This window comes from Streptomyces sp. NPDC102278, assembly GCF_044766345.1.
GTDB lineage: Bacteria > Actinomycetota > Actinomycetes > Streptomycetales > Streptomycetaceae > Streptomyces.
Genome location: NZ_JBIWLV010000004.1, coordinates 506459 through 525545, shown reverse-complemented (window position 1 = coordinate 525545; position 19087 = coordinate 506459). Strand labels below are relative to the sequence as shown.

The 19087-nt window shown below is 71.0% G+C and carries 13 protein-coding genes and 2 pseudogenes; 9 read left to right on the top strand and 6 right to left on the bottom strand.

The window, feature by feature from the left end:
• Positions 1 to 329, top strand: a pseudogene (locus tag ACIRO3_RS14595) (sulfate ABC transporter substrate-binding protein); the annotation flags it as partial.
• A 79-nt stretch (positions 330 to 408) separates the two neighbouring features.
• On the opposite strand, the gene ACIRO3_RS14590 reads toward ACIRO3_RS14595, so the two are convergent.
• Complete coding sequence (locus ACIRO3_RS14590) at positions 409 to 2286, bottom strand: PAS domain S-box protein (RefSeq protein ID WP_404136266.1); 1878 nt, start codon at positions 2284 to 2286, stop codon at positions 409 to 411.
• Between the two features lie 251 nt (positions 2287 to 2537).
• Positions 2538 to 2675 (bottom strand): annotated as a pseudogene (locus ACIRO3_RS14585) (hypothetical protein); the annotation flags it as partial.
• A gap of 202 nt (positions 2676 to 2877) precedes the next feature.
• Here ACIRO3_RS14585 and ACIRO3_RS14580 point away from each other — a divergent pair.
• The 7 genes from ACIRO3_RS14580 to xdhC all read left to right on the top strand — a co-directional run bounded on the left by ACIRO3_RS14580 (position 2878) and on the right by xdhC (position 11470).
• A complete protein-coding gene (locus tag ACIRO3_RS14580; RefSeq protein WP_404136263.1) occupies positions 2878 to 3396 on the top strand; it encodes a hypothetical protein in 519 nt (172 codons plus the stop codon).
• A 146-nt stretch (positions 3397 to 3542) separates the two neighbouring features.
• Entirely contained in the window at positions 3543 to 4388 is an 846-nt protein-coding gene (locus ACIRO3_RS14575) for a DUF4097 family beta strand repeat-containing protein (RefSeq protein WP_404136260.1), read from the top strand.
• A gap of 102 nt (positions 4389 to 4490) precedes the next feature.
• Entirely contained in the window at positions 4491 to 5471 is a 981-nt protein-coding gene (locus tag ACIRO3_RS14570; RefSeq protein WP_404136257.1) for an ATP-binding cassette domain-containing protein, read from the top strand.
• Positions 5468 to 6259, top strand: a complete 792-nt coding sequence (locus ACIRO3_RS14565; protein WP_361779003.1) for an ABC transporter permease — start codon at positions 5468 to 5470, stop codon at positions 6257 to 6259. The genes ACIRO3_RS14570 and ACIRO3_RS14565 overlap by 4 nt, the downstream gene beginning before the upstream one ends.
• Before the next feature lie 507 nt (positions 6260 to 6766).
• Positions 6767 to 8230, top strand: a complete 1464-nt coding sequence (locus tag ACIRO3_RS14560; RefSeq protein ID WP_404136255.1) for a xanthine dehydrogenase small subunit — start codon at positions 6767 to 6769, stop codon at positions 8228 to 8230.
• Positions 8227 to 10626, top strand: a complete 2400-nt coding sequence (xdhB, locus tag ACIRO3_RS14555; protein WP_404136252.1) for a xanthine dehydrogenase molybdopterin binding subunit — start codon at positions 8227 to 8229, stop codon at positions 10624 to 10626. Before ACIRO3_RS14560 ends, xdhB begins: the two co-directional genes overlap by 4 nt.
• Before the next feature lies 1 nt (position 10627).
• Positions 10628 to 11470, top strand: a complete 843-nt coding sequence (gene xdhC / locus ACIRO3_RS14550) for a xanthine dehydrogenase accessory protein XdhC (protein ID WP_361779027.1) — start codon at positions 10628 to 10630, stop codon at positions 11468 to 11470.
• Between the two features lie 8 nt (positions 11471 to 11478).
• Here xdhC and ACIRO3_RS14545 read toward each other — a convergent pair whose 3' ends face one another.
• The 4 genes from ACIRO3_RS14545 to ACIRO3_RS14530 form a co-directional block, all read right to left on the bottom strand.
• Positions 11479 to 14442: an NHLP bacteriocin export ABC transporter permease/ATPase subunit gene (locus ACIRO3_RS14545; protein ID WP_404136249.1), complete on the bottom strand. Its 2964-nt coding sequence runs from the start codon at positions 14440 to 14442 to the stop codon at positions 11479 to 11481.
• Between the two features lies 1 nt (position 14443).
• Positions 14444 to 16714 carry an NHLP family bacteriocin export ABC transporter peptidase/permease/ATPase subunit gene (locus ACIRO3_RS14540; protein WP_404136246.1) on the bottom strand — a complete coding sequence of 757 codons (2271 nt, stop codon included), beginning with the start codon at positions 16712 to 16714 and terminating at the stop codon, positions 14444 to 14446.
• Positions 16711 to 17517: an HlyD family efflux transporter periplasmic adaptor subunit gene (locus ACIRO3_RS14535; RefSeq protein WP_365999559.1), complete on the bottom strand. Its 807-nt coding sequence runs from the start codon at positions 17515 to 17517 to the stop codon at positions 16711 to 16713. Before ACIRO3_RS14535 ends, ACIRO3_RS14540 begins: the two co-directional genes overlap by 4 nt.
• A 105-nt stretch (positions 17518 to 17622) precedes the next feature.
• Entirely contained in the window at positions 17623 to 17853 is a 231-nt protein-coding gene (locus tag ACIRO3_RS14530) for a hypothetical protein (RefSeq protein WP_053680387.1), read from the bottom strand.
• Positions 17854 to 18420: 567 nt separating this feature from the next.
• Here ACIRO3_RS14530 and ACIRO3_RS14525 point away from each other — a divergent pair.
• Entirely contained in the window at positions 18421 to 19026 is a 606-nt protein-coding gene (locus ACIRO3_RS14525) for a hypothetical protein (RefSeq protein ID WP_404136241.1), read from the top strand.
• Positions 19027 to 19087: the final 61 nt, after the last annotated feature.

Here is a 19087-nt window from a genome sequence, read left to right as displayed (position 1 = left end):
TCGTCGAAGCCGTCCTGACCGGCACCGTCAAGACCAACGACTGGATCAACACCAACCCCGACAAGGCCAAGGCCTCCGCCAACGCCGCCCTCAAGTCCCTCGGCGGCAAGGCACTCGACGCCAAGGTCATCGACCCCGCCTGGGCAAGCATCCTCGTCACCGACGACCCCCTCGCCGGCACCCTCAAGACCGAATCCGACTGGGCCGTCAAAGCCAAGCTCATCCAGGAACCCGACCTCAACGGCATCTACGACCTCACACTCCTCAACAAGGTCCTCAAAGCAGCCGGCAAGCCCGAGGTCTCCGACGCCGGCCTCGGCGTCAAGTAACCCGCAGGGGCGCGGAGGACGAGAAGGAGGACGTGGTCGGCCCCCGACCGCCCGGTCGGGGCCTCACCGGCCCGGCCGTTCACCCACGCTGCGCGGGAAGGGGCAGGGAGAACCAGACGGCTTTCCCCTCGGCTGTCGGGAGCGTGCCCCACGCCTCGGCGAGCGAGTCCACGAGGAGCAGGCCGCGTCCGGATTCCGCGTCGGGCGAGGCGAACCGCGCCTGTGGCAGGACCGGGCTGCCGTCGCACACCTCGACGCTGAGTTCCCGTCCTGCCTGACGCAGCTTCAGTCGGACGGGGCCACAACCGTGGTTCACCGCGTTGGACAGGAGCTCGGAGGCGAGCAGGCACGCCGTGTCGCACAGCTGGTCGTCCACACTCTCCCACCCCGCGAGGGTGGTACGCAGGAAGCGGCGACCCTCGCCGACGCTGCTCGGCCGGGGGGCCAGTACCACGCTCTGGGAGGTCACCGGCAGGTCGGGGACGTGCACGAGCAGCAGGGTGACGTCGTCCGCGTTGTCGTCCGCGTCCGGCAGCATCTCGCCCAGGAGGGAGTCGGCCATCGTCTCCAGGTCGTCGGAGTCGGCGGACGCCTTCCCCAAGGCGGCTGCCAGGTCGTCGAGTTGTTCCTCGATGTCACTTCCCGGCGTTTCCACGAGCCCGTCGGTGTAGAGGACGAGTACCGAGCCGGGTTCCACGGTGTGGCGGCTCTCGTGGTGCGGGACCTCGCCGACCCCGAGCGGCACGCTGACGTCCACGGCGAGCCGGCTCACCCCGCCGTCCGGCGCGGCCAGGAGCAGCGGCAGGTGTCCGGCCGAGCACACGGTCAGTTCCGCGGCGTCCGCGTCGACGACCAGGTAGCAGCAGGTGACGAACTGGTCAGGGAGTTCGCTCACCACGGCGTCGAGGGCGCGCATCAACTGCCAGGGCGGCATCCCGGTCTTCGCCAGCGCGTGCGACGCCGAGCGCAACTGGCCCATGACGGCGGCGGCTTCCAGCCCGCGCCCCATCACGTCTCCGATCATGACGCCCACGCGGCCGCCGCCCAGGGGGATCAGGTCGAACCAGTCGCCGCCCACACCCGCGCCCTGCCGTGCCGGGAAGTACCGGCTCGCCGTCGGCATGCCCGGTACGTCGGCGGGCGAGCCCATGAGGCTGCGTTGCAGGGTGAGGGCCACGTGGCGCTGTTGTTCGTAGAGCTCGGCGAGTTTCTCCTCGGCGGCCTTGCGGTCGCCGACGTCGCGGATGGCCGCCGACACGAGGGTCCCGTCCGGGGTCTCCAGGGGGCTGAGGCTGATCTCGACGGGAAACTCGCGCCCGTCCCGGCAGAGGCCGTGCAGTTCCAGTCCCGCGCCCATGGGCCGTACCTGGCGGTTGACGAAGTAGCCCTGCCGGAAGCCGGAATGGTGCCCCCGGAAGCGCTCCGGCACGAGTACCTCGACGGGCCGGCCCAGGAGGTCGGCCCTGGTGTGGCCGAAGAGCGCCTCGGTCTGGGCGTTGACGAGTCGGATCGTGCCGCGGTCGTCGACGATCACCATCGCGTCCGGGGCGGCCTCCAGGAGCGCCCGGAACAGCTCCTCGGCGGCCCTGCGCTCGCTGACGTCGCGCACGGCCGCCGAGATGAGGAGGCCGTCGGCCGTCTGCAGGGGGCTGAGGCTGATCTCCACCGGGAACTCGCGCCCGTCCCGGCGCAGTCCGTACAGCTCCAGGCCCGCGCCCATGGGGCGCACCTGGCGGCTGGCCGCGTATCCGAGCCGGTGCCGCGGGTGGTGGCCGCGGAAGCGCTCGGGCACCAGGACGTCGATGGGCCGGCCGAGCAACTCCTGCCGGGGGTAGCCGAACAGGGCTTCCGTCTGCGCGTTCACCAGCCGGATCACTCCGGCGTCGTCCACGATCACCATCGCGTCCGGTGCCGCCTCCAGGAGGGCCCGGAACGGCTCTTCGGTCGTCGTCGTCATCTCGCGCCTCGCACTCGCCGAACACCGATCACCGAACATCGCCGAAGCGCACATCTGACCACGCATTCGGCGGTCACCTCGGGGGTTGACCGGAAGACACGGCTAATTGACCGGGTGTGAGCGCCGGCCGGGGCGACGGCCGGACCCCTGCGGCGCGGCCCCCGCTCACCACGGCGCCGGCCGCGTTCGCCCCGGTGCGGGACGTGATCGGGCCGGAGCGTCGGGAGAACGACGTTCCGGCCCGAACCGCGGAGTCCCCTGCGCAGGAGCGCCGCGGCCTCGGCGACCGAGGGGACGCGCGGCGAGTGGATGTCCCACACACCGGGTCCGGCCTCGCGGGGACAACCGTGCTCGGCGAGTTCGCGGGCGACCTGCATGTGGGACCCGGCGCCGGATGGAGCGAAGTGGCGCCACGCGGTGCCACGTGGCGCCACGTACCACCGCACCTCACCCCTGCACACGCGTGGTGCCACATTGAAGCGAACCACCTTCCCGGCGTTCCCGCAGCTCAGAGGGCTTGTCCGCGCGCCAGGCGCCCCGAAGGCGCCTATACGCTTGCGTGTGGCGCCATAGTGGTGCCATGATTGCGCCATGGACCTCACGCCGTATGTCGACAACCTCCGCCGCGAACTCGCGGTGGCCGCCGAAGCCGGTGGCGACGAAGCCCGCGAGTTGGCAGAGAGGCTGACGGCTCCCCTGGAGTCGGCGGCCCGGCTGACGATGCTCAATGTGCTCTCCGCCGCCGCGGACGAGATCACCCGCGAGCTCGCTCCCGGCTCGGTCGACGTACGACTGCGCGGACTCGACCCGGACTTCGTGGTGACGCCGCCGCCCGCGTACGGAATCGGCCCCGCGGAGCCAGCCGAGGTCGTCGAACCCCTGCGGGCCGCGGCCCCCGACGACGGTGACGACGGCGGCACCGCCCGCGTCAATCTGCGCCTGCCGGCCCACCTCAAGGCACGCGCCGAGGAGGCCGCGGGCCACGAGGGCCTGTCGGTCAACGCGTGGCTGGTGCGGGTGGTGTCGGGCGCGGTCGACGGCGGCGCCCGGTCGCGTACGCCCGAGAAGAGCCAGAGCGTCGGACAGAGTTTCACGGGCTGGGTGCGCTGACCGACACCCCGGCCCGCACCACCCCGCGCCACTCCACCTCAACCGCACCACCCCGCCCCGCACCACTCCACCTCACTCGCGCCACCTCACCCACACCACGTCCCACCAGCGGGGACGCCCTGACGATCCAAGAGGACGGGACAGCCATGCCTTCTTTCGACACTCCCGAAGCGATCTCGGTCACCGCACGCGTGGAGGCCGGTTCCATCCAGTTCACCGCGGGCGACCGCCACGACACCGTCGTCGAGGTGCGGCCCCGCGACCCGAAGAAGGACCAGGACGTACGGGCGGCCGACCAGACCGAGGTCACCTACGCGGGCGGCGTACTGGACATCAGGACGCCCAAGCAGCGCTACCTCGTGGGGCGCACCGGCACCGTGGACGTGACGGTCGAACTGCCCACCGGCTCGGGGGTCGACATGACCGGCGCCTGGGCGCAGGTGCTCGGTGAGGGCCGCCTCGGTGAGGTCCGTGTGAAGACCTCGTCCGGCGATGTCCGCCTCGACACCACCGGCCCGCTGCGGTTGACCGCGTCGCACGGCTCGATCACGGTGGACCGCGTCGAGGGCACGGCCGAGATCACCACGAGTTCCGGCAGCGTGCGCGTCGGGACCGTCGACGGGCCGGCCGTCCTGAAGAACTCGCACGGCACCACGACCATCGGCGTCGCGACCGGCGACCTGCGGGTGAGCGGTTCGAACGGTGACATCGAGATCCGGCGCGCCGAGGACTCGGTCACCGCCAAAACCGCTCACGGCACCCTGCGCGTGGGTGAAGTGGCGCGCGGGATCGCGCAGTTGGAGACGTCTTACGGTGCCATCGAGGTCGGCGTACGCGAGGGCACGGCCGCCTGGCTGGACGTCAACTCGGGCTCCGGTCAGGTGCGCAACACGCTCACGGCATCGGAGACCCCGGAGAACACCGAGGACACCGTCAAGATCCGAGCCCGTACCCGGCACGGCAACATCGACGTCCGCCGCGCCAAGGCCTGACCCCGGCGGCGCCGGTCTCAACAGACTTTCACGACAACCGACTTCACCCCCTTCAAGCGGGAGGGCCCCATGCCTTCATCTGTCATGCCCATGTCTACTCCCATGCCCGAACAGAGCGGCGGCTACCCGTCGGCGGTCGCCGTCTCGGCCCTCGGTCTGCGCAAGTCGTACGGCGACAAAGTCGTTCTCGACGGCATCGACCTGCGCATCCCGGCGGGGTCCGTGTTCGCGCTGCTCGGACCGAACGGCGCCGGCAAGACCACCACCGTGCAGATCCTCTCCACCCTCATCACCGCCGACGGCGGCCAGGCCCGGGTCGGCGGCCACGACCTGACCGCCGACCCGCAGGCCGTGCGCGCCGCGATCGGTGTCACCGGCCAGTTCTCCGCCGTCGACGCTCTGGTCACCGGTGAGGAGAACATGCTCCTCATGGCGGACCTGCACCACCTGCCCCGCAGGGAGGGGCGCAGGATCGCCGCCGAGCTGCTGGAGCGCTTCGACCTCACCGCAGCCGCGAAGAAGCCCGCCTCCGCCTACTCCGGTGGCATGAAGCGCCGCCTCGACCTCGCCATGACCCTCGTCGGCAACCCTCGGATCATCTTCCTCGACGAACCCACCACCGGCCTCGACCCGCGCAGCCGCCACAACATGTGGCAGATCATCCGCGGGCTCGTCTCCGGCGGCGTCACCGTCTTCCTCACCACCCAGTACCTGGAGGAAGCCGACCAGCTCGCCGACCGGATCGCCGTGCTCAACGACGGCAAGATCGCCGCCGAGGGCACCGCCGACGAACTGAAACGGCTCGTTCCCGGCGGCCACGTCCGTCTCCGCTTCTGCGACCCGACCGCGTACAGGGCCGCCGCCGTCGCCCTGGGCGAGGTCACCCGCGACGACGACGCGCTGGCGCTGCAGATCCCCAGCGACGGCAGCCAGCGCGAACTGCGTTCCGTCCTGAACCGGTTGGACTCCGCCGGCGTCGACGCCGACGAACTGACCGTGCACACCCCCGACCTCGACGACGTGTTCTTCGCCCTGACCAGCGGCACCGACCTGCCCCGCCGAAACAAGGAGAACGTTCGATGAGTTCCCTCTCCCTCGCCGTGCGCGACTCGTCCACGATGCTGCGCCGCAACCTCCTGCACGCGCGCCGCTACCCGTCCCTGACCCTGAACCTGCTGCTCACCCCGGTCATGCTCCTGCTGCTCTTCGTCTACCTCTTCGGCGACGTGATGAGCGCGGGCATCGGTGGCGGCGGCGCGGACCGCTCCGCGTACATCGCCTACATCGTTCCGGGCATCCTGCTGATGACCATCGGCGGCACCGTGGTCGGGACGGCGGTGTCCGTCTCCACCGACATGACCGAGGGCATCATCGCCCGCTTCCGCACGATGGCGATCCACCGCGGCTCCGTGATCGTCGGGCACGTCGTCGGCAGCGTCCTGCAGTCGATCGCCGGCGTGGTCCTCGTCGCCGCCGTGGGCGTGGCCATCGGCTTCCGCTCCGACGACGCGAGCGTCCTTGAATGGCTGGCCGCGTTCGGGCTGCTCGTGCTCTTCGCCACGGCGCTCACGTGGATCGCGGTCGGCATGGGCCTGATCAGCCCGAACGCCGAGGCCGCCAGCAACAACGCACTGCCGATGGTCCTGCTGCCGCTCCTGTCCAGCGCCTTCGTGCCGGTCGACTCCATGCCCGGCTGGTTCCAACCGGTCGCCCAGTACCAGCCGTTCACCCCCGCCATCGAGACCCTGCGCGGACTGCTGCTCGGCACCGAGATCGGATACAACGGGTGGCTCGCGGTCGCCTGGTGCCTGGGCCTCACGGTGCTCGGCTACTTCTGGTCGACCTCGAAGTTCAACCGCGACCCGAAGTAGTCGCCGCGACCGCGGGCCACTCCCGCGGCGCGTACCGCCCGAGGGCGGCGTACCCGACACCGCGTCGGCGTACGCCGCCCCGCCGCCCGTTCAGGCCGCCCCCTCTGGATTCGCGTACGAGATTCTCCCCCGTGAAGTGGCCGGCCTTCGTGGAATCGACCCGGATCCGCTTGACCGGTGAACCTGCGGCAACGTAACTTCGACCGCACCCACTCAGGAGTGACCGGAAGGAGGCGAAGTCGGATGTCGACCATCTCCGTCATGCTTCGCCTCGCCCACCAGGTCGCCTGGGCTCCGGGTCGCGTGGCACACGGCTGCTGAACGGCCCCCTTGCCGGCGTGCCCGATCGCGGCCCCGGTACTTTCCCTCCCCCTCACCACTCACGGCACCTCGCTGCGTGCCGAAGCGTCGCGCTCCGGATCGTCGAGCCGCGCCACTGAACGAGAAAGCATCCGACATGGTGACCAGGACCATCAGATCGACCGCGCGCCGAAACGAGGACGTGCCATGGTAGCGGCGCGGATCACGGTCAACGGAAAAGAAACACCGATCGCGCCGGCCGAACCCCACACCACGGTGCTGGATTTCCTGCGCGAACGTGGCCTCACCGGTACCAAGGAGGGCTGCGCCGAGGGTGAATGCGGCGCCTGCTCCGTGATGGTGGCCCGGCCCGGCGTGAACAAGCCCACGGACTGGGTGGCCGTCAACGCCTGTCTCGTCCCGGTCGCGGCCCTCGACGGCCAGGAGGTCATCACCTCGGAGGGTCTCGCCACGGTCGGCACACCCGGCACACCCGGCACACTGCATCCCGTACAGGAGGAGATGGCCGTCCGCGGCGGCTCCCAATGCGGCTACTGCACACCGGGGTTCATCTGCAGCATGGCCTCCGAGTACTACCGTCCCGACCGGTGCGCGCACCCGGAGTCGACCGACACCACCGACCCCGAGCACGGTCCGAACGGCTTCGATCTGCACGCGCTGAGCGGCAACCTGTGCCGCTGCACCGGCTATCGCCCGATCCGCGACGCCGCGTTCGCCGTCGGTTCGCCCGCCGAGGACGACGCCCTGGCGCGGCGCCGCGAGCAGTCCCCGCCCGAACCGGTCGCCACCGCATACGCCCGGGAGGACAGCGTGTTCCTGCGGCCGGGCGACCTGTCCGAAGCGCTGCGGCTGCTGCGCGAGCGGCCCGACGCCGTGGTGGTCGCCGGAAGCACGGACTGGGGTGTGGAGGTGAACATCCGCGCCCGCCGGGCGCGTTGCGTGATCGCCGTCGACCGGCTGCCCGAACTGCGGGATTTGCGCGTCGAATCCGACCACGTCGAGATCGGTGCGGCGCAGACGCTCACCGAGATCGAACGCCGTCTCGACGGCACGGTCCCCCTGCTGGCGGAGCTGTTCCCGCAGTTCGCGTCCCGGCTCATCCGCAACAGTGCGACCCTCGGCGGCAACCTGGGTACCGGCTCCCCCATCGGCGACAGTCCGCCGGTCCTGCTCGCGCTGGAGGCGTCGCTGGTGCTCGCCGGCGCCGACGGTGAGCGCGAGGTGCCCCTCGCCGACTACTTCACCGGCTACCGGCAGAGCGTGCGCCGTCCCGACGAGCTGATCCGCGCGGTGCGCGTACCGCTGCCGCTGTCGCCCGTCACGGCCTTCCACAAGATCGCCAAGCGGCGCTTCGACGACATCTCCAGTGTGGCGGTCGCCTTCGCGCTCGACATCGAGGGCGGGATCGTCCGCAAGGCGCGCATCGGCCTGGGCGGCGTGGCCGCCACCCCGATCCGCGCGTTCGCCACCGAGGCGGCCCTGGAGGGCAAGCCGTGGGAGGCGCAGACCGTCGAGGCCGCGGCCCGGGTGCTGGGCGCCCAGGGCACACCGATGGACGATCACCGCGCCAGCGCCGGCTACCGTTCCGCGATGCTCGGGCAGAGCCTGCTCAAGCTGTACGCGCAAACCACCGAGGCGGTGTCGTCATGAGTCATTTGTCCGAGCGTCCCGAGAAGTCCGTCGTCGGCGTCTCCATGCCGCACGAGAGCGCCAACCTGCACGTCACGGGGGCCGCGCTCTACACCGACGACCTGGTCCATCGCACCAAGGACGTGCTGCACGCCTACCCCGTCCAGGTCATGAAGGCCCACGGCAGGATCGTCGCGCTGCGCACCGAACCCGCGCTCGCCGTGCCCGGTGTGGTCCGTGTACTGACCGTCGCCGACGTGCCCGGCGTCAACGATGCCGGCATGAAGCACGACGAACCGCTCTTCCCCGACGAGGTCATGTTCCACGGCCACGCCGTCGCCTGGGTGCTCGGCGAATCCGTGGAGGCGGCCCGGCTCGGTGCGGCAGCCGTCGAGGTGGAACTCGACGAGAAGCCCTCGGTGATCTCGCTGCGGGAAGCGATCGAGGCGAACAGTTTCCACGGCGCCCGACCCGTGATGCGGGCCGGCGACGTCGACGCCGGATTCGCCGACTCCGCCCACGTGTTCACCGGTGAGTTCCAGTTCTCCGATCAGGAACACTTCTATCTCGAAACGCACGCGGCGCTGGCCCACGTCGACGAGAACGGGCAGATGTTCGTCCAGAGCAGCACCCAACACCCCTCGGAGACGCAGGAGATCGTCGCGCACGTGCTCGGCCTGCACAGCCACGAGGTGACCGTGCAGTGCCTGCGGATGGGTGGCGGCTTCGGCGGCAAGGAGATGCAGCCGCACGGGTTCGCCGCCATCGCCGCGCTCGGTGCCATGCTGACCGGTCGGCCGGTGCGGGTGCGGCTCAACCGGACCCAGGACCTGACCATGTCCGGCAAGCGCCACGGCTTCCACGCCGAGTGGAAGATCGGTTTCGACGCCGAGGGGCGCATCCAGGCCCTGGACGCGACCCTGACCGCCGACGGCGGCTGGAGCCTGGACCTGTCCGAGCCGGTGGTGGCCCGCGCCCTGTGCCACATCGACAACACCTACTGGATTCCCCACGCCCGGGTCGCCGGCCGCATCGCCAAGACCAACAAGGTCTCCAACACAGCCTTCCGAGGCTTCGGCGGACCGCAGGGCATGCTGGTGATCGAGGACATCATGGGCCGGTGCGCGCCGCTGCTCGGCCTCGATCCGATGGAGCTGCGCGAGCGCAACTTCTACCGGCGGGGCCATTCGACGCCGTACGGACAGCCCGTCCCCCACCCCGAACGCATCTCGATCATCTGGCAGCAGGTCAAGACCGACGCCGAGATCACCCGTCGCGAGCGGGAGATCGAGGCCTTCAACGCCGCGCACCCGCACACCAAGCGGGCGCTCGCGATCACCGGGATCAAGTTCGGGATCTCGTTCAACCTCACGGCCTTCAACCAGGCCGGCGCCCTGGTGTTGGTCTACAAGGACGGCTCGGTCCTGATCAACCACGGCGGCACCGAGATGGGGCAGGGCCTGCACACCAAGATGTTGCAGGTCGCCGCGACCACCCTGGGCATCCCGCTGCACAAGGTCCGGCTGGCGCCGACGCGCACCGACAAGGTGCCCAACACCTCCGCCACCGCCGCCAGCGCCGGGGCGGACCTCAATGGTGCCGCGGTGAAGAACGCCTGCGAGCAGATCCGCGAGCGGCTGCTCCAGGTCGCCGGCACCCGACTGGGCGCGAACGCCTCGGACGTGCGCATCGTCGAGGGCGTCGCGCGCGCCCTGGGCAACGACGAGGAACTGGCCTGGGACGATCTGGTGCGCACCGCGTACTTCCAGCGCGTCCAGTTGTCGGCGGCCGGTTTCTACCGGACCGAGGGCCTGCACTGGGACGCGAAGGCCTTCCAGGGCTCGCCGTTCAAGTACTTCTCCTACGGCGCCGCCGCGACCGAGGTGGAGGTGGACGGCTTCACGGGCGGGTACCGGATCCGGCGGGTGGACATCGTGCACGATGTCGGCGACAGCCTCTCCCCGATGATCGACATCGGTCAGGTCGAGGGTGGTTTCGTGCAGGGCGCGGGCTGGCTGACGCTGGAGGACATGCGGTGGGACACCGGTGACGGGCCGAACCGCGGTCGGCTGCTGACCCAGGCGGCGAGCACCTACAAGCTGCCGAGCTTCTCGGAGATGCCCGAGGAGTTCAACGTCCGGCTGCTGGAGAACGCCACCGAGGAGGGCGCGGTCTACGGCTCCAAGGCGGTGGGCGAACCCCCGCTGATGCTGGCCTTCTCCGTGCGTGAGGCGTTGCGGCAGGCCGCGGCGGCGTTCGGGCCCGCCGGGGTCAGCGTGGAACTCGCCTCGCCCGCGACTCCCGAGGCGGTGTACTGGGCGGTCGAGGCGGCTCGCGCGGGCGGCGCGCGGCACGACGGGCACCCGCCCGTCGGCGACGGGGCCCCCGCCGACGCGGGCGCTTTGAGCCATGCCTGACATGAGTTGGGTGGCCGCGGTCGCGCGGTTGCGGGCACGCCGGGAACCCGGCGTGCTCGTGACCGTCGCGACCGTGCGCGGCCACGCGCCCCGCCGGGCCGGTGCGAAACTCGTCGTGGGACGGACCGAGACGTGGGGTTCGATCGGCGGCGGCAACATCGAGGCCGTCGCCATCGACCGGGCCCGCGAGCTCAACGGCGCGGTCGATCCGGAACCGGAGCTGATGGAGTTCGCCCTCAACGACAAGGTCACCGGCCGGCACGGCGTGCAGTGCTGCGGCGGAGCCGTGACCGTGCTGCTCGAACCGCTGCCGGTGGTCCAGGCGGTGGCGGTCTTCGGCGTCGGGCACGTCGGACTGGAGCTGGCCCGCATCCTGGCCCGCCAGAACCTCGATCTGTACCTGATCGACACCCGCCCCGACATGCTCACCGACGAACGGCTCGGCGTGCTCGCCGACGCCGTGGCGCAGATCCACGTGCGCCACACACCGCTCCTCCCGGAAGAGGTGCTCGCGGAGCTGCCGGCCGGCGCCCACGTCCTGATCATGACCCACGATCACGCCGAGGACGCCGCGCTGTGCGACGCCTCCCTGCGCACCCCCGGTCTGGGTTCGATCGGGTTGATCGGCTCGTCCGCCAAATGGGCGCGGTTCCGGCAGCGCCTGGCCAACGAGGGCGGCCACGACGCCGCCGGCATCGACCGGATCAAGACCCCGATCGGAATCACCGGGATCACCGGCAAGGAACCCGCCACGATCGCGGTGAGCGTCGCGGCGGACCTGCTCCGGGCCTTCGAACAGGACCGCCCCGGCGCGGCGGCGTACGCGATCGCCGGCAGCGCCTGAGGGGACCGTCAGCTCAGCTGGCGGCGGACCAGGTCGTGGAAGAGGCCGGTCGTGTCGGCCAGCAGTTCGGCGGGCGGGCCCTGCTGGACGACGCGGCCGTCCGACATGACGATCACCCGGTCGGCCCCCATGATCGTGGAGAGCCGGTGGGCGATCACGACGCGGGTGGCCCGCAGGGCGCGGGTGGATTCGACGACCACGCGCTGGGCCTCGTTGTCCAGCGCGCTGGTGGCCTCGTCGAAGAACAGGACGCGCGGCTTGCGGATGAGGGCCTGGGCGATCATCAGTCGTTGCCGCTGGCCGCCCGAGACGGTGCTTCCACCGTCGGACAGCATGGTGTGCATGCCCATCGGCATGGCCTTGATGTCCTGCGCCAGGCCCGCCATCGCGGCGGCTTCCCAGGCCTCTTCGAGCGAGAACGTCCCGGCGCCGCGGATGCAGTCGAGGATCGAGCCGGTGAAGGGCTGCGCGTTCTGCAACACGACGCCGCACTGTCGGCGCACGGCGGCCTGGTCGAGCGCCGCCAGGTCCTGGCCGTCGTACAGCACGCTGCCGGAGTCGGGCTTGTCGAAGCCGATGAGCAGTCGCAGCAGGGTCGACTTGCCGCAACCGCTGGCTCCGACGATCGCGACGAACTCGCCTTGTCCGATGCGGAGGTTGACGCCGTCGAGTACGAGCGGGCCGTCGTCGGCGTAGCGGTACGACAGGTCCTTGGCCTCGACGGCGCCGGTGAGCTCACCCGGCCGGGTACTGGACCGGACCGCCTCGGGGGTCTCCCTCAGGAGCGGCTTGACCTGCTCGAACATCGGCAGCACGGCGGCGGCCGAGATGAGCGCACCGGTCAGCTGCGTCACCGAGGACAGCAGCATCGTCAGCGCGGTGCTGAAGGTGAGGAACTCACCGGCGGACATGGCGCCGCGGGCCGGGCCCGCCAGCAGCATGAACATCACCAGGGTGCACAGCGGCAGGTAGACGGCGCCCAGGACCGTGATGACGTTCTGTATCCGGCCGATGCGCTGTTGCAGGTCGCGGGTGCGGGCGAACTCCCGCGCCCACGCGGCGTAGGCGAAGCTCTCGGACGCGGCGACGCGGAGCTTGGGCAGGCCGCGCAGGGTCTGGAAGGCCTGGTTGTCGAGTCGGTATCCGAGCGCGATCAGCCGGCGTTGGTAGCGCAACTGCCACAGCCCCAGGCCCAGGAAGACCGCCGCGACGACGACCAGCATGGCCAGCGCCGCCATGGCCAGCGGCACGCTGTAGACGAGCAGCAGTACGAGGTTCATCGCGCCGACGGCGCCCGCCTGTACGCAGACCGGCCCGATGCCGGACAACACGCGGCGGATCGCGCTGATGCCCATCGCCGCGCCGGCCAGTTCGCCGGTGGAACGGCCCGCGAAGAACTTCGTCGGCAGCCGCAGCAACCGGTCCCACACCGCCGGCTGCAAGGTGGCCTCGATGCGGCCCTCCATGCGCAGGAGCGAGGTGTTCTGCAGCAGCATGAACGCGGCGGAGACGATGCCCGTCGCGATCAGCGCCAGCCCGCTCTGCACGATGAGCCCGGTCTCGCCCTGCGGGACGTACCGGCCGAGGACCCGGCCGGTGGCGATGGGCACCAGCGCGCCCAGGGCCACCGCGACCAGCCCGCCCAGGACGAGGCTGCGCAGCTCCGGGAGGGTTCCGCGCACGCTGAACCGCAGCAGCCCCGGCAGGCCCACCCGCCCGTCGGGCAGCGGGCGGTACAGCATGACGGCGCGCGGCTCGAAGGTGGCTTCGTCGCTCTTGCCGACGCGCTCGCGCGTACCGGTGGCGGGGTCGACCGCCTCGTAGCCGCCGCGTCGCCACAGCAGGGCGACCGGTGCGCCGTCCTTCTCGCGGCGGCCCACGAGCGGCCCGGTGTTCTCCCGCCACCAGCGTCCGGCGAGCCGCACCTCGCGGGTGCGGATCCGCGAGGCGAGCGCGATGCTCTCGACGGGATCCGCCCGCCCGGGCGCGCCCGCGACCTCGCCCGGTTCGGACAGGGTGATGCGGGCCGCGTCGGCAACGAGGCGGCACGCGGCGAACGTCGCGTCGACGCTCGCGTTCCGGTGGGTGTCCCGACCGTCGCGGACGATGGACGCGAGCAGTGTCCGGTCCGCCTGGGTACGGGCCGCCCGGCCCGCCTCGATGCCGGCCGCCGTACGGTCCTCGTGCGCGCGCTCCAGCTGTTCGATCCAGCCGTCCAGGGCGTACAGCAGCCGGTGCTGCTGGTCGACCATGCCCTGCCACATCGCCGCGTCGACGAGGAGGGTGCCCACCGCCTCCGTCTCGTACACGGCGCCGTACTGGACGCTGCCCGGGCTGATCTGCATCCAGAGGATGTCGTCGTCGGCCGCACCGTGTCCGTCGGTGGCGCCGCCGTCCAGCGGTGCCTGGTAGAGCACGCGCAGGCCGCGGCCGATGCCGCGCGTGAAGGCGTCCTCCAGGGGGCTCGGCCGCCCGCCGGCGTGCGCCCCGTACCCCGTTTGATCGGCGTACCACGTCCCGGCGTGGACCTGCTCGGCGTGGAACTTCTCGGCGTGGAACTGCTCGGCGTGGAATCCGTTGCCGTGGATCGGGTCGCCGTACTCCGGGCGGTACAACTCCCGGAGTTCGATGCGCCGCAGCCGACACCCCTGCAAGGGCCGGCCGACCAGGGTGTGGTGAGGGCCCTCGGCCGGGCCCAGCAGCAGCGTGCCCGGCTCCAGCCGGCCCAGGAAGTGCCAGTGCCCTGCCTGTGTGGCGTCGACGGCGAACAGGTCCAGTTCGCCCCGCACGACCAGCCACAGGACGAGCGGGCCCTCCAGGGACAGGCTGCGCAGGCCCGTGCAGTCGACCGGCGAACCCAACACGCCCAGTGCCGCGACGACCTGGTCCGGGGCTCCGCCCGGTGGGCCGCCGGTGGCGTGGGTGGTGGCGTGGGTGGCCGTGGTGGGGGCGGCCTGGTGGGCGTGCGTCACCTCAGTGCTCCTTGACCAGTTCGGCGTACGGGCCCCGCGCGGCGACCAGGTGCTCGTGCCGGCCGCGTTCCACTATCGCGCCCCGGTCGAGCACGACGATCTCGTCGCTGTCGCGCACCGTGCTCAGCCGGTGGGCGATGACCACGCAGGCGCAGCCGCGGCGGCGCAGGTTGTCGATGATGGTCTGCTCGGTCACCGCGTCCAGGGCGCTGGTCACCTCGTCGAGCACCATGACGCTGGGGCGGCGCACCAGTGCCCGGGCGATCTCCAGGCGCTGTCGCTGACCGCCGGAGAAGTTGCGACCGTCCTGCTCGACGCGGCTGTGGATGCCACCGGGGCGGCGGGCGACCACGTCGTACACGGCGGCGTCCTGGAGGGCGGCGACGACGGCCTCGTCCGGGATGGAGGGGTCCCACAGCGCGACGTTGTCGCGGACGGTGCCTTCGAAGAGGAAGACGTCCTGGTCGACGAAGGAGACGGAGGCGGCCAGCGTGCCGCGCGGGATGTCCTCCAGCCGCATCCCGTCGATGCGGATGGTCCCCTCCCAGGGGGTGTGGAGGCCCGAGATCAGCCGGGAGACGGTGGACTTGCCGCTGCCGGAGCCGCCGACGAGCGCGACCTGCCGGCCGGGGCCGACCGAGAGCGAGAAGTCCTTGAGCAGCGGGGCGTCCAGTGGGCTGTAGCCGAACGTGACGTGCTCCAGCTCCACGTGGCCCTTGAGGCGTCGGGTGCCGGCGGCCGGCTCGCGCCGCGAGTAGACCGGGTCGACGGGAAAGTTCTCGACGTCCTTGAGGCGGGCGACGTCGGCCGCGAAGTCCTGGATCCGTCCCGCGACACCGCCCAGCCGGGAGATCGGCGCGGTGAAGCTGGTCACGAGTGCCTGGAAGGCCACGAGCAGGCCCACGGTGAGGTGCCCCTCCACCGCCCGCACGCCGCCGATCATCAGGATCAGCGCGCTGTTGAACGCCGCCAGCGTGGGCGCGACGATCGCGAGCCACGCGCTGGGCACGCCGAGGCGCTGCTGTACGTCGAGGGTGACGGCGTGCTGTCCGGCCCAGCGCCGGAAGAAGCCGTTCTCGCCGCCCGTGGCCTTCATGGTCTCGATGAGTTGGAGGCCGCTGTAGGACGTGTTGGTCAACCGGGCGCTCTCGGCGCGCAACTTCTGGGTATCGGTCGCCCTCAACCGGATCACGATCCGCAGGGCCAGTACGTTGAACAGCGCCACGGCCACACCGACCAGGGTGAGTTGCGGATCGTACGTCCACAGCAGCACCGCGTAGATCACGACCACCGCGGCGTCCACGCCCGCCGCGGCCAGGTCCCGGGCGAGGGTCTCCGCGACCGTGTCGTTGGACTGGAGGCGTTGGACGAGGTCGGCCGGGTTGCGCTGGGAGTAGAAGGTGACCGGGAGCCTGAGCAGGTGGCGGAAGAAGCGGGCGCCGCCCAGGGTGGAGGAGATGATGCGTCCGCGCAGCAGATTGGCCTGTTGCAGCGCGGTGAGTGTCGCGGTGAGGACGAGGGCGACGGCCATCGAGGCGAACAGCACCTCCAGCAGGGACGTCTGCTGTCCGATGAGGAACATGTCGATGTACGTGCGGCTCAGGGCCGGCACCGAGGCGCCGACGGCCACCAGGAGGAGGCTGGAGAGCACCGCGGCGGCCATGGTGCCCGAAGTGCCCCGCAGGCGTGCCGGCATGGCACTCAGGACGCCCGGCCTGCGGCCGCCGCGGCGGAACCCGTCGCCGGGCTCGAAGGTGAGCACGACGCCGGTGAAGCTGGTGTCGAACTCGTCCATGGGAACGAACCGGCGGCCCTTGCCCGGGTCGTTGACGTACACGCCCTTGCGGCCGAGGCGGCGGCCCATGCCGTCGTAGACGACGTAGTGGTTGAACTCCCAGAAGAGGACGGCCGGGGCCTTCACCTCGGCGAGCGCGGCCAGGCCCATCTGCATGCCCTTGGCCGTGAGCCCGTAACCTCGGGCGGCTTTGAGGAGGTTGCCGGCGCGGGAGCCGTCGCGGGAGACGCCGCACGCGATGCGCAGTTCTTCGAGGGGGACGAAGCGGCCGTGGTGGCCGAGCACCATGGCCAGGGCGGCGGCGCCGCATTCCACCGCCTCCATCTGGAGGACGGTGGGGGTGCGTACGGGGCGGGGCGTCCTGCCCTTGGGGGTGGGCGCGGGCTTGCGGCGGGCACCGCCCCTGGGTTCCGGGCGGTGCCGCCGGTGCCCGGCGGCAGGGAGCTGCGGCGGCGTGCCGGTCGGCGGCGCGCTCACGGCAGCAGCCAGTCGACGGGGCGCTGCACCGCGAGGTGGACGGCCCCGGTGACCGGTGTCCTCGACGGGAGGTCGTACGGCGGGCCGTCCGCGGAAGACCAGCGGTAGCCGGACGGGGTGGAGGTGGAGGGGTCGAGCTGTACGAGCACCGCGACCGGGTTGCCCTCGCGGGTGAACTGTTCGGCGAGCCCGCCGTCGCCCAGGAACCCGCCGATCTGCGCCGCGGTCTGCGGCGTGCGGCCGACCGCCTTGACGCGGCCGCGCAGCGTGCCGAACCGCTGCTGCGGGACGGATTGGACGTTCAGGTCCACGGGGGCGCCCACCGGTATCCCCGACGCGCTGCCGCCGGGCACGTACAGCACGGCCACCAGGGGGTCCTGCGGGTTCTTCACGCGTTCCACGGTCGCCACGTCCGCGCCGGTGGCGACGACCGAACCCACCTTGGCCACCACTGTCGCCAGCCGGCCGCCGGTCACCACGCGCACGGGCCGGTCGCCCTGCGCCGTACGGACGTTGAGCAGCGGCGCCCCCGCGGCCAGCATCGCGCCCTCCTCGGCGAGGACCGCGGTGACCTGTCCCGCCACCGGGGTTTGCAGCACGTAACTTCCCTCGGCGTGGGTGAGGATGCCTGGTGCGCTCAGCTTGGAGGACACGGCTGCGGTGAGGGCCCAGAAACTCGCGGCGGCCATGACGATGACCGTGACGGCCAGGACGAGCCGCCCTTGCGGGCGCGCGAATCGTACGGGCAAGTCGAGTTCTTCGGGCGATTGCAGCTTGGAAAGAGCCTTTTGGCGAAACTGCACGGACTATTCCTTCGACTGCATTCGTATGGGTCGGCCGCAGACGTGCGGGCAGCCAGGAACCCCGGAGCCGTGGGGGACGCTCCGGGGTTCATGGGGATATCCCGATCAGAGACCGGCGATACCGGTGTTCACCGAAACGCCGGTGACGCCCGTGACCACGCCGGGGACCTGGGACACGATGCCCGTGGCGGCCTGGACGGTGTTCAGGGAGCCCAGGACGTTGCTGACATCGCTGGTCACGGCACCGACCAGGCCACCGGACACGCCGATGATGCCGCCGGAGACGGCGTCCAGCTCGGTGTCGGCGATCTCGCGGGTCTCGATGTCGTTACGCATGACGCGCACCTTTCATTGGGGGGAGGAATTCATTCGTGCGGCGGCCGGACGGCCCGAAACCGGGTCGCCGTTTCGCCTGCCGCAATGGGCAAGATGAAAGCACGCGAACGGGCCGCCGAACCAATCCCGTTGACGCCCTCTCACGGCCGGATGGGCGCTCCGGAGGGCTGAAGTGCAGCTTGATTCACTGAATGGTGACGGCTTCTTCACACAATCGAGTAACAGATGTGGACCTTCCCTTGCTTACACGGAACCAATCCATATGAACCGACCACAAACGGACAGGACATACACGCCCATACCGCAGTCGAGGAAGGTGAGTTGTCGCACTCGCGCACACGATGTGCAGGTTTCCGTAAGGCGCGCGGGGTGACGGGGCCATCACGCCTGGTGTGCATGTGGGAAGGAGCGGCGCTCGCCTGGCGCGGCGAGGGGCCCGCCGGTTCGGAGGCGCGACGCGAAACGATGCTCGGCCGGTGCGACCCAGGGGCCCGGGATGCCCTCTCATGGGGTGGCAGTCCACACCCAGGGGGAATCGTGAATCACCGATCAGTCTGTTTACTCGGCATGGCCGTCGCCGCGTTGATCGGCCTGGTCGGCTGTGGCAGCGATAAGCCCTTCGACGGCCCGACACCCGAGTCCGGCTCGCCTGCCGAGCCCGCACACGTTGCCGCCTATCGCGCGGGATACACCGTGGGCAAGGCCGTCCACGACTCCTCGGGCAAGGGGGCGGCCGTACGCGAGACCGTGTGGGGCGGTTGTACGCGCCGAGCCCTGCAGGCCGACGGCGGCGCCGAGATGGACCGTGGCTCCTGGGTGCGAGGCTGCCTCAACGGCGTCGCCCACGTCCCTGAGCAGTTGCCCAGCGGCCCCGTGACCAGGCGGACCACGGACGCTGAGATGCTGGAGCGGTTCCGCGCCTGGGCTCGTACCGGGGGTCAAGCGCAGCAGCTCGATCACGCCCGCGTGCTGACCGTGGCCCAACTGACCGAACACGACTATGACGTTGAGTTGAGCACGGACCACTCGGCAGAATCCGGAAAGCCCGCCGCTGAAGCGCTTGCCCAGAGTTTCGTCGAGTGGTGGGACGGCGATCACGGTCGGGCCGGTACCGCCAGGAACGTCCTGGTGCTCGGGGCGGACGGAAAGAGGCTGGCCACGCGGCGCATCTGAGGAGCGGCAACGACCCCGTGGCGCCGGCCCTTCGCACGCACCGAAAGGCCGCTTCCGGCGC

Excerpts from the sequence above, each read along its gene's own strand:
- ACIRO3_RS14590 (WP_404136266.1), bottom strand. The coding sequence starts at position 2,286 with ATGACGACGACGACCGAAGAGCCGTTCCGGGCCCTCCTGGAGGCGGCA.
- ACIRO3_RS14580 (WP_404136263.1), top strand. The coding sequence starts at position 2,878 with ATGGACCTCACGCCGTATGTCGACAACCTCCGCCGCGAACTCGCGGTG.
- ACIRO3_RS14575 (WP_404136260.1), top strand. The coding sequence starts at position 3,543 with ATGCCTTCTTTCGACACTCCCGAAGCGATCTCGGTCACCGCACGCGTG.
- ACIRO3_RS14570 (WP_404136257.1), top strand. The coding sequence starts at position 4,491 with ATGCCCGAACAGAGCGGCGGCTACCCGTCGGCGGTCGCCGTCTCGGCC.
- ACIRO3_RS14565 (WP_361779003.1), top strand. The coding sequence starts at position 5,468 with ATGAGTTCCCTCTCCCTCGCCGTGCGCGACTCGTCCACGATGCTGCGC.
- ACIRO3_RS14560 (WP_404136255.1), top strand. The coding sequence starts at position 6,767 with ATGGTAGCGGCGCGGATCACGGTCAACGGAAAAGAAACACCGATCGCG.
- xdhB (WP_404136252.1), top strand. The coding sequence starts at position 8,227 with ATGAGTCATTTGTCCGAGCGTCCCGAGAAGTCCGTCGTCGGCGTCTCC.
- xdhC (WP_361779027.1), top strand. The coding sequence starts at position 10,628 with ATGAGTTGGGTGGCCGCGGTCGCGCGGTTGCGGGCACGCCGGGAACCC.
- ACIRO3_RS14530 (WP_053680387.1), bottom strand. The coding sequence starts at position 17,853 with ATGCGTAACGACATCGAGACCCGCGAGATCGCCGACACCGAGCTGGAC.
- ACIRO3_RS14525 (WP_404136241.1), top strand. The coding sequence starts at position 18,421 with ATGGCCGTCGCCGCGTTGATCGGCCTGGTCGGCTGTGGCAGCGATAAG.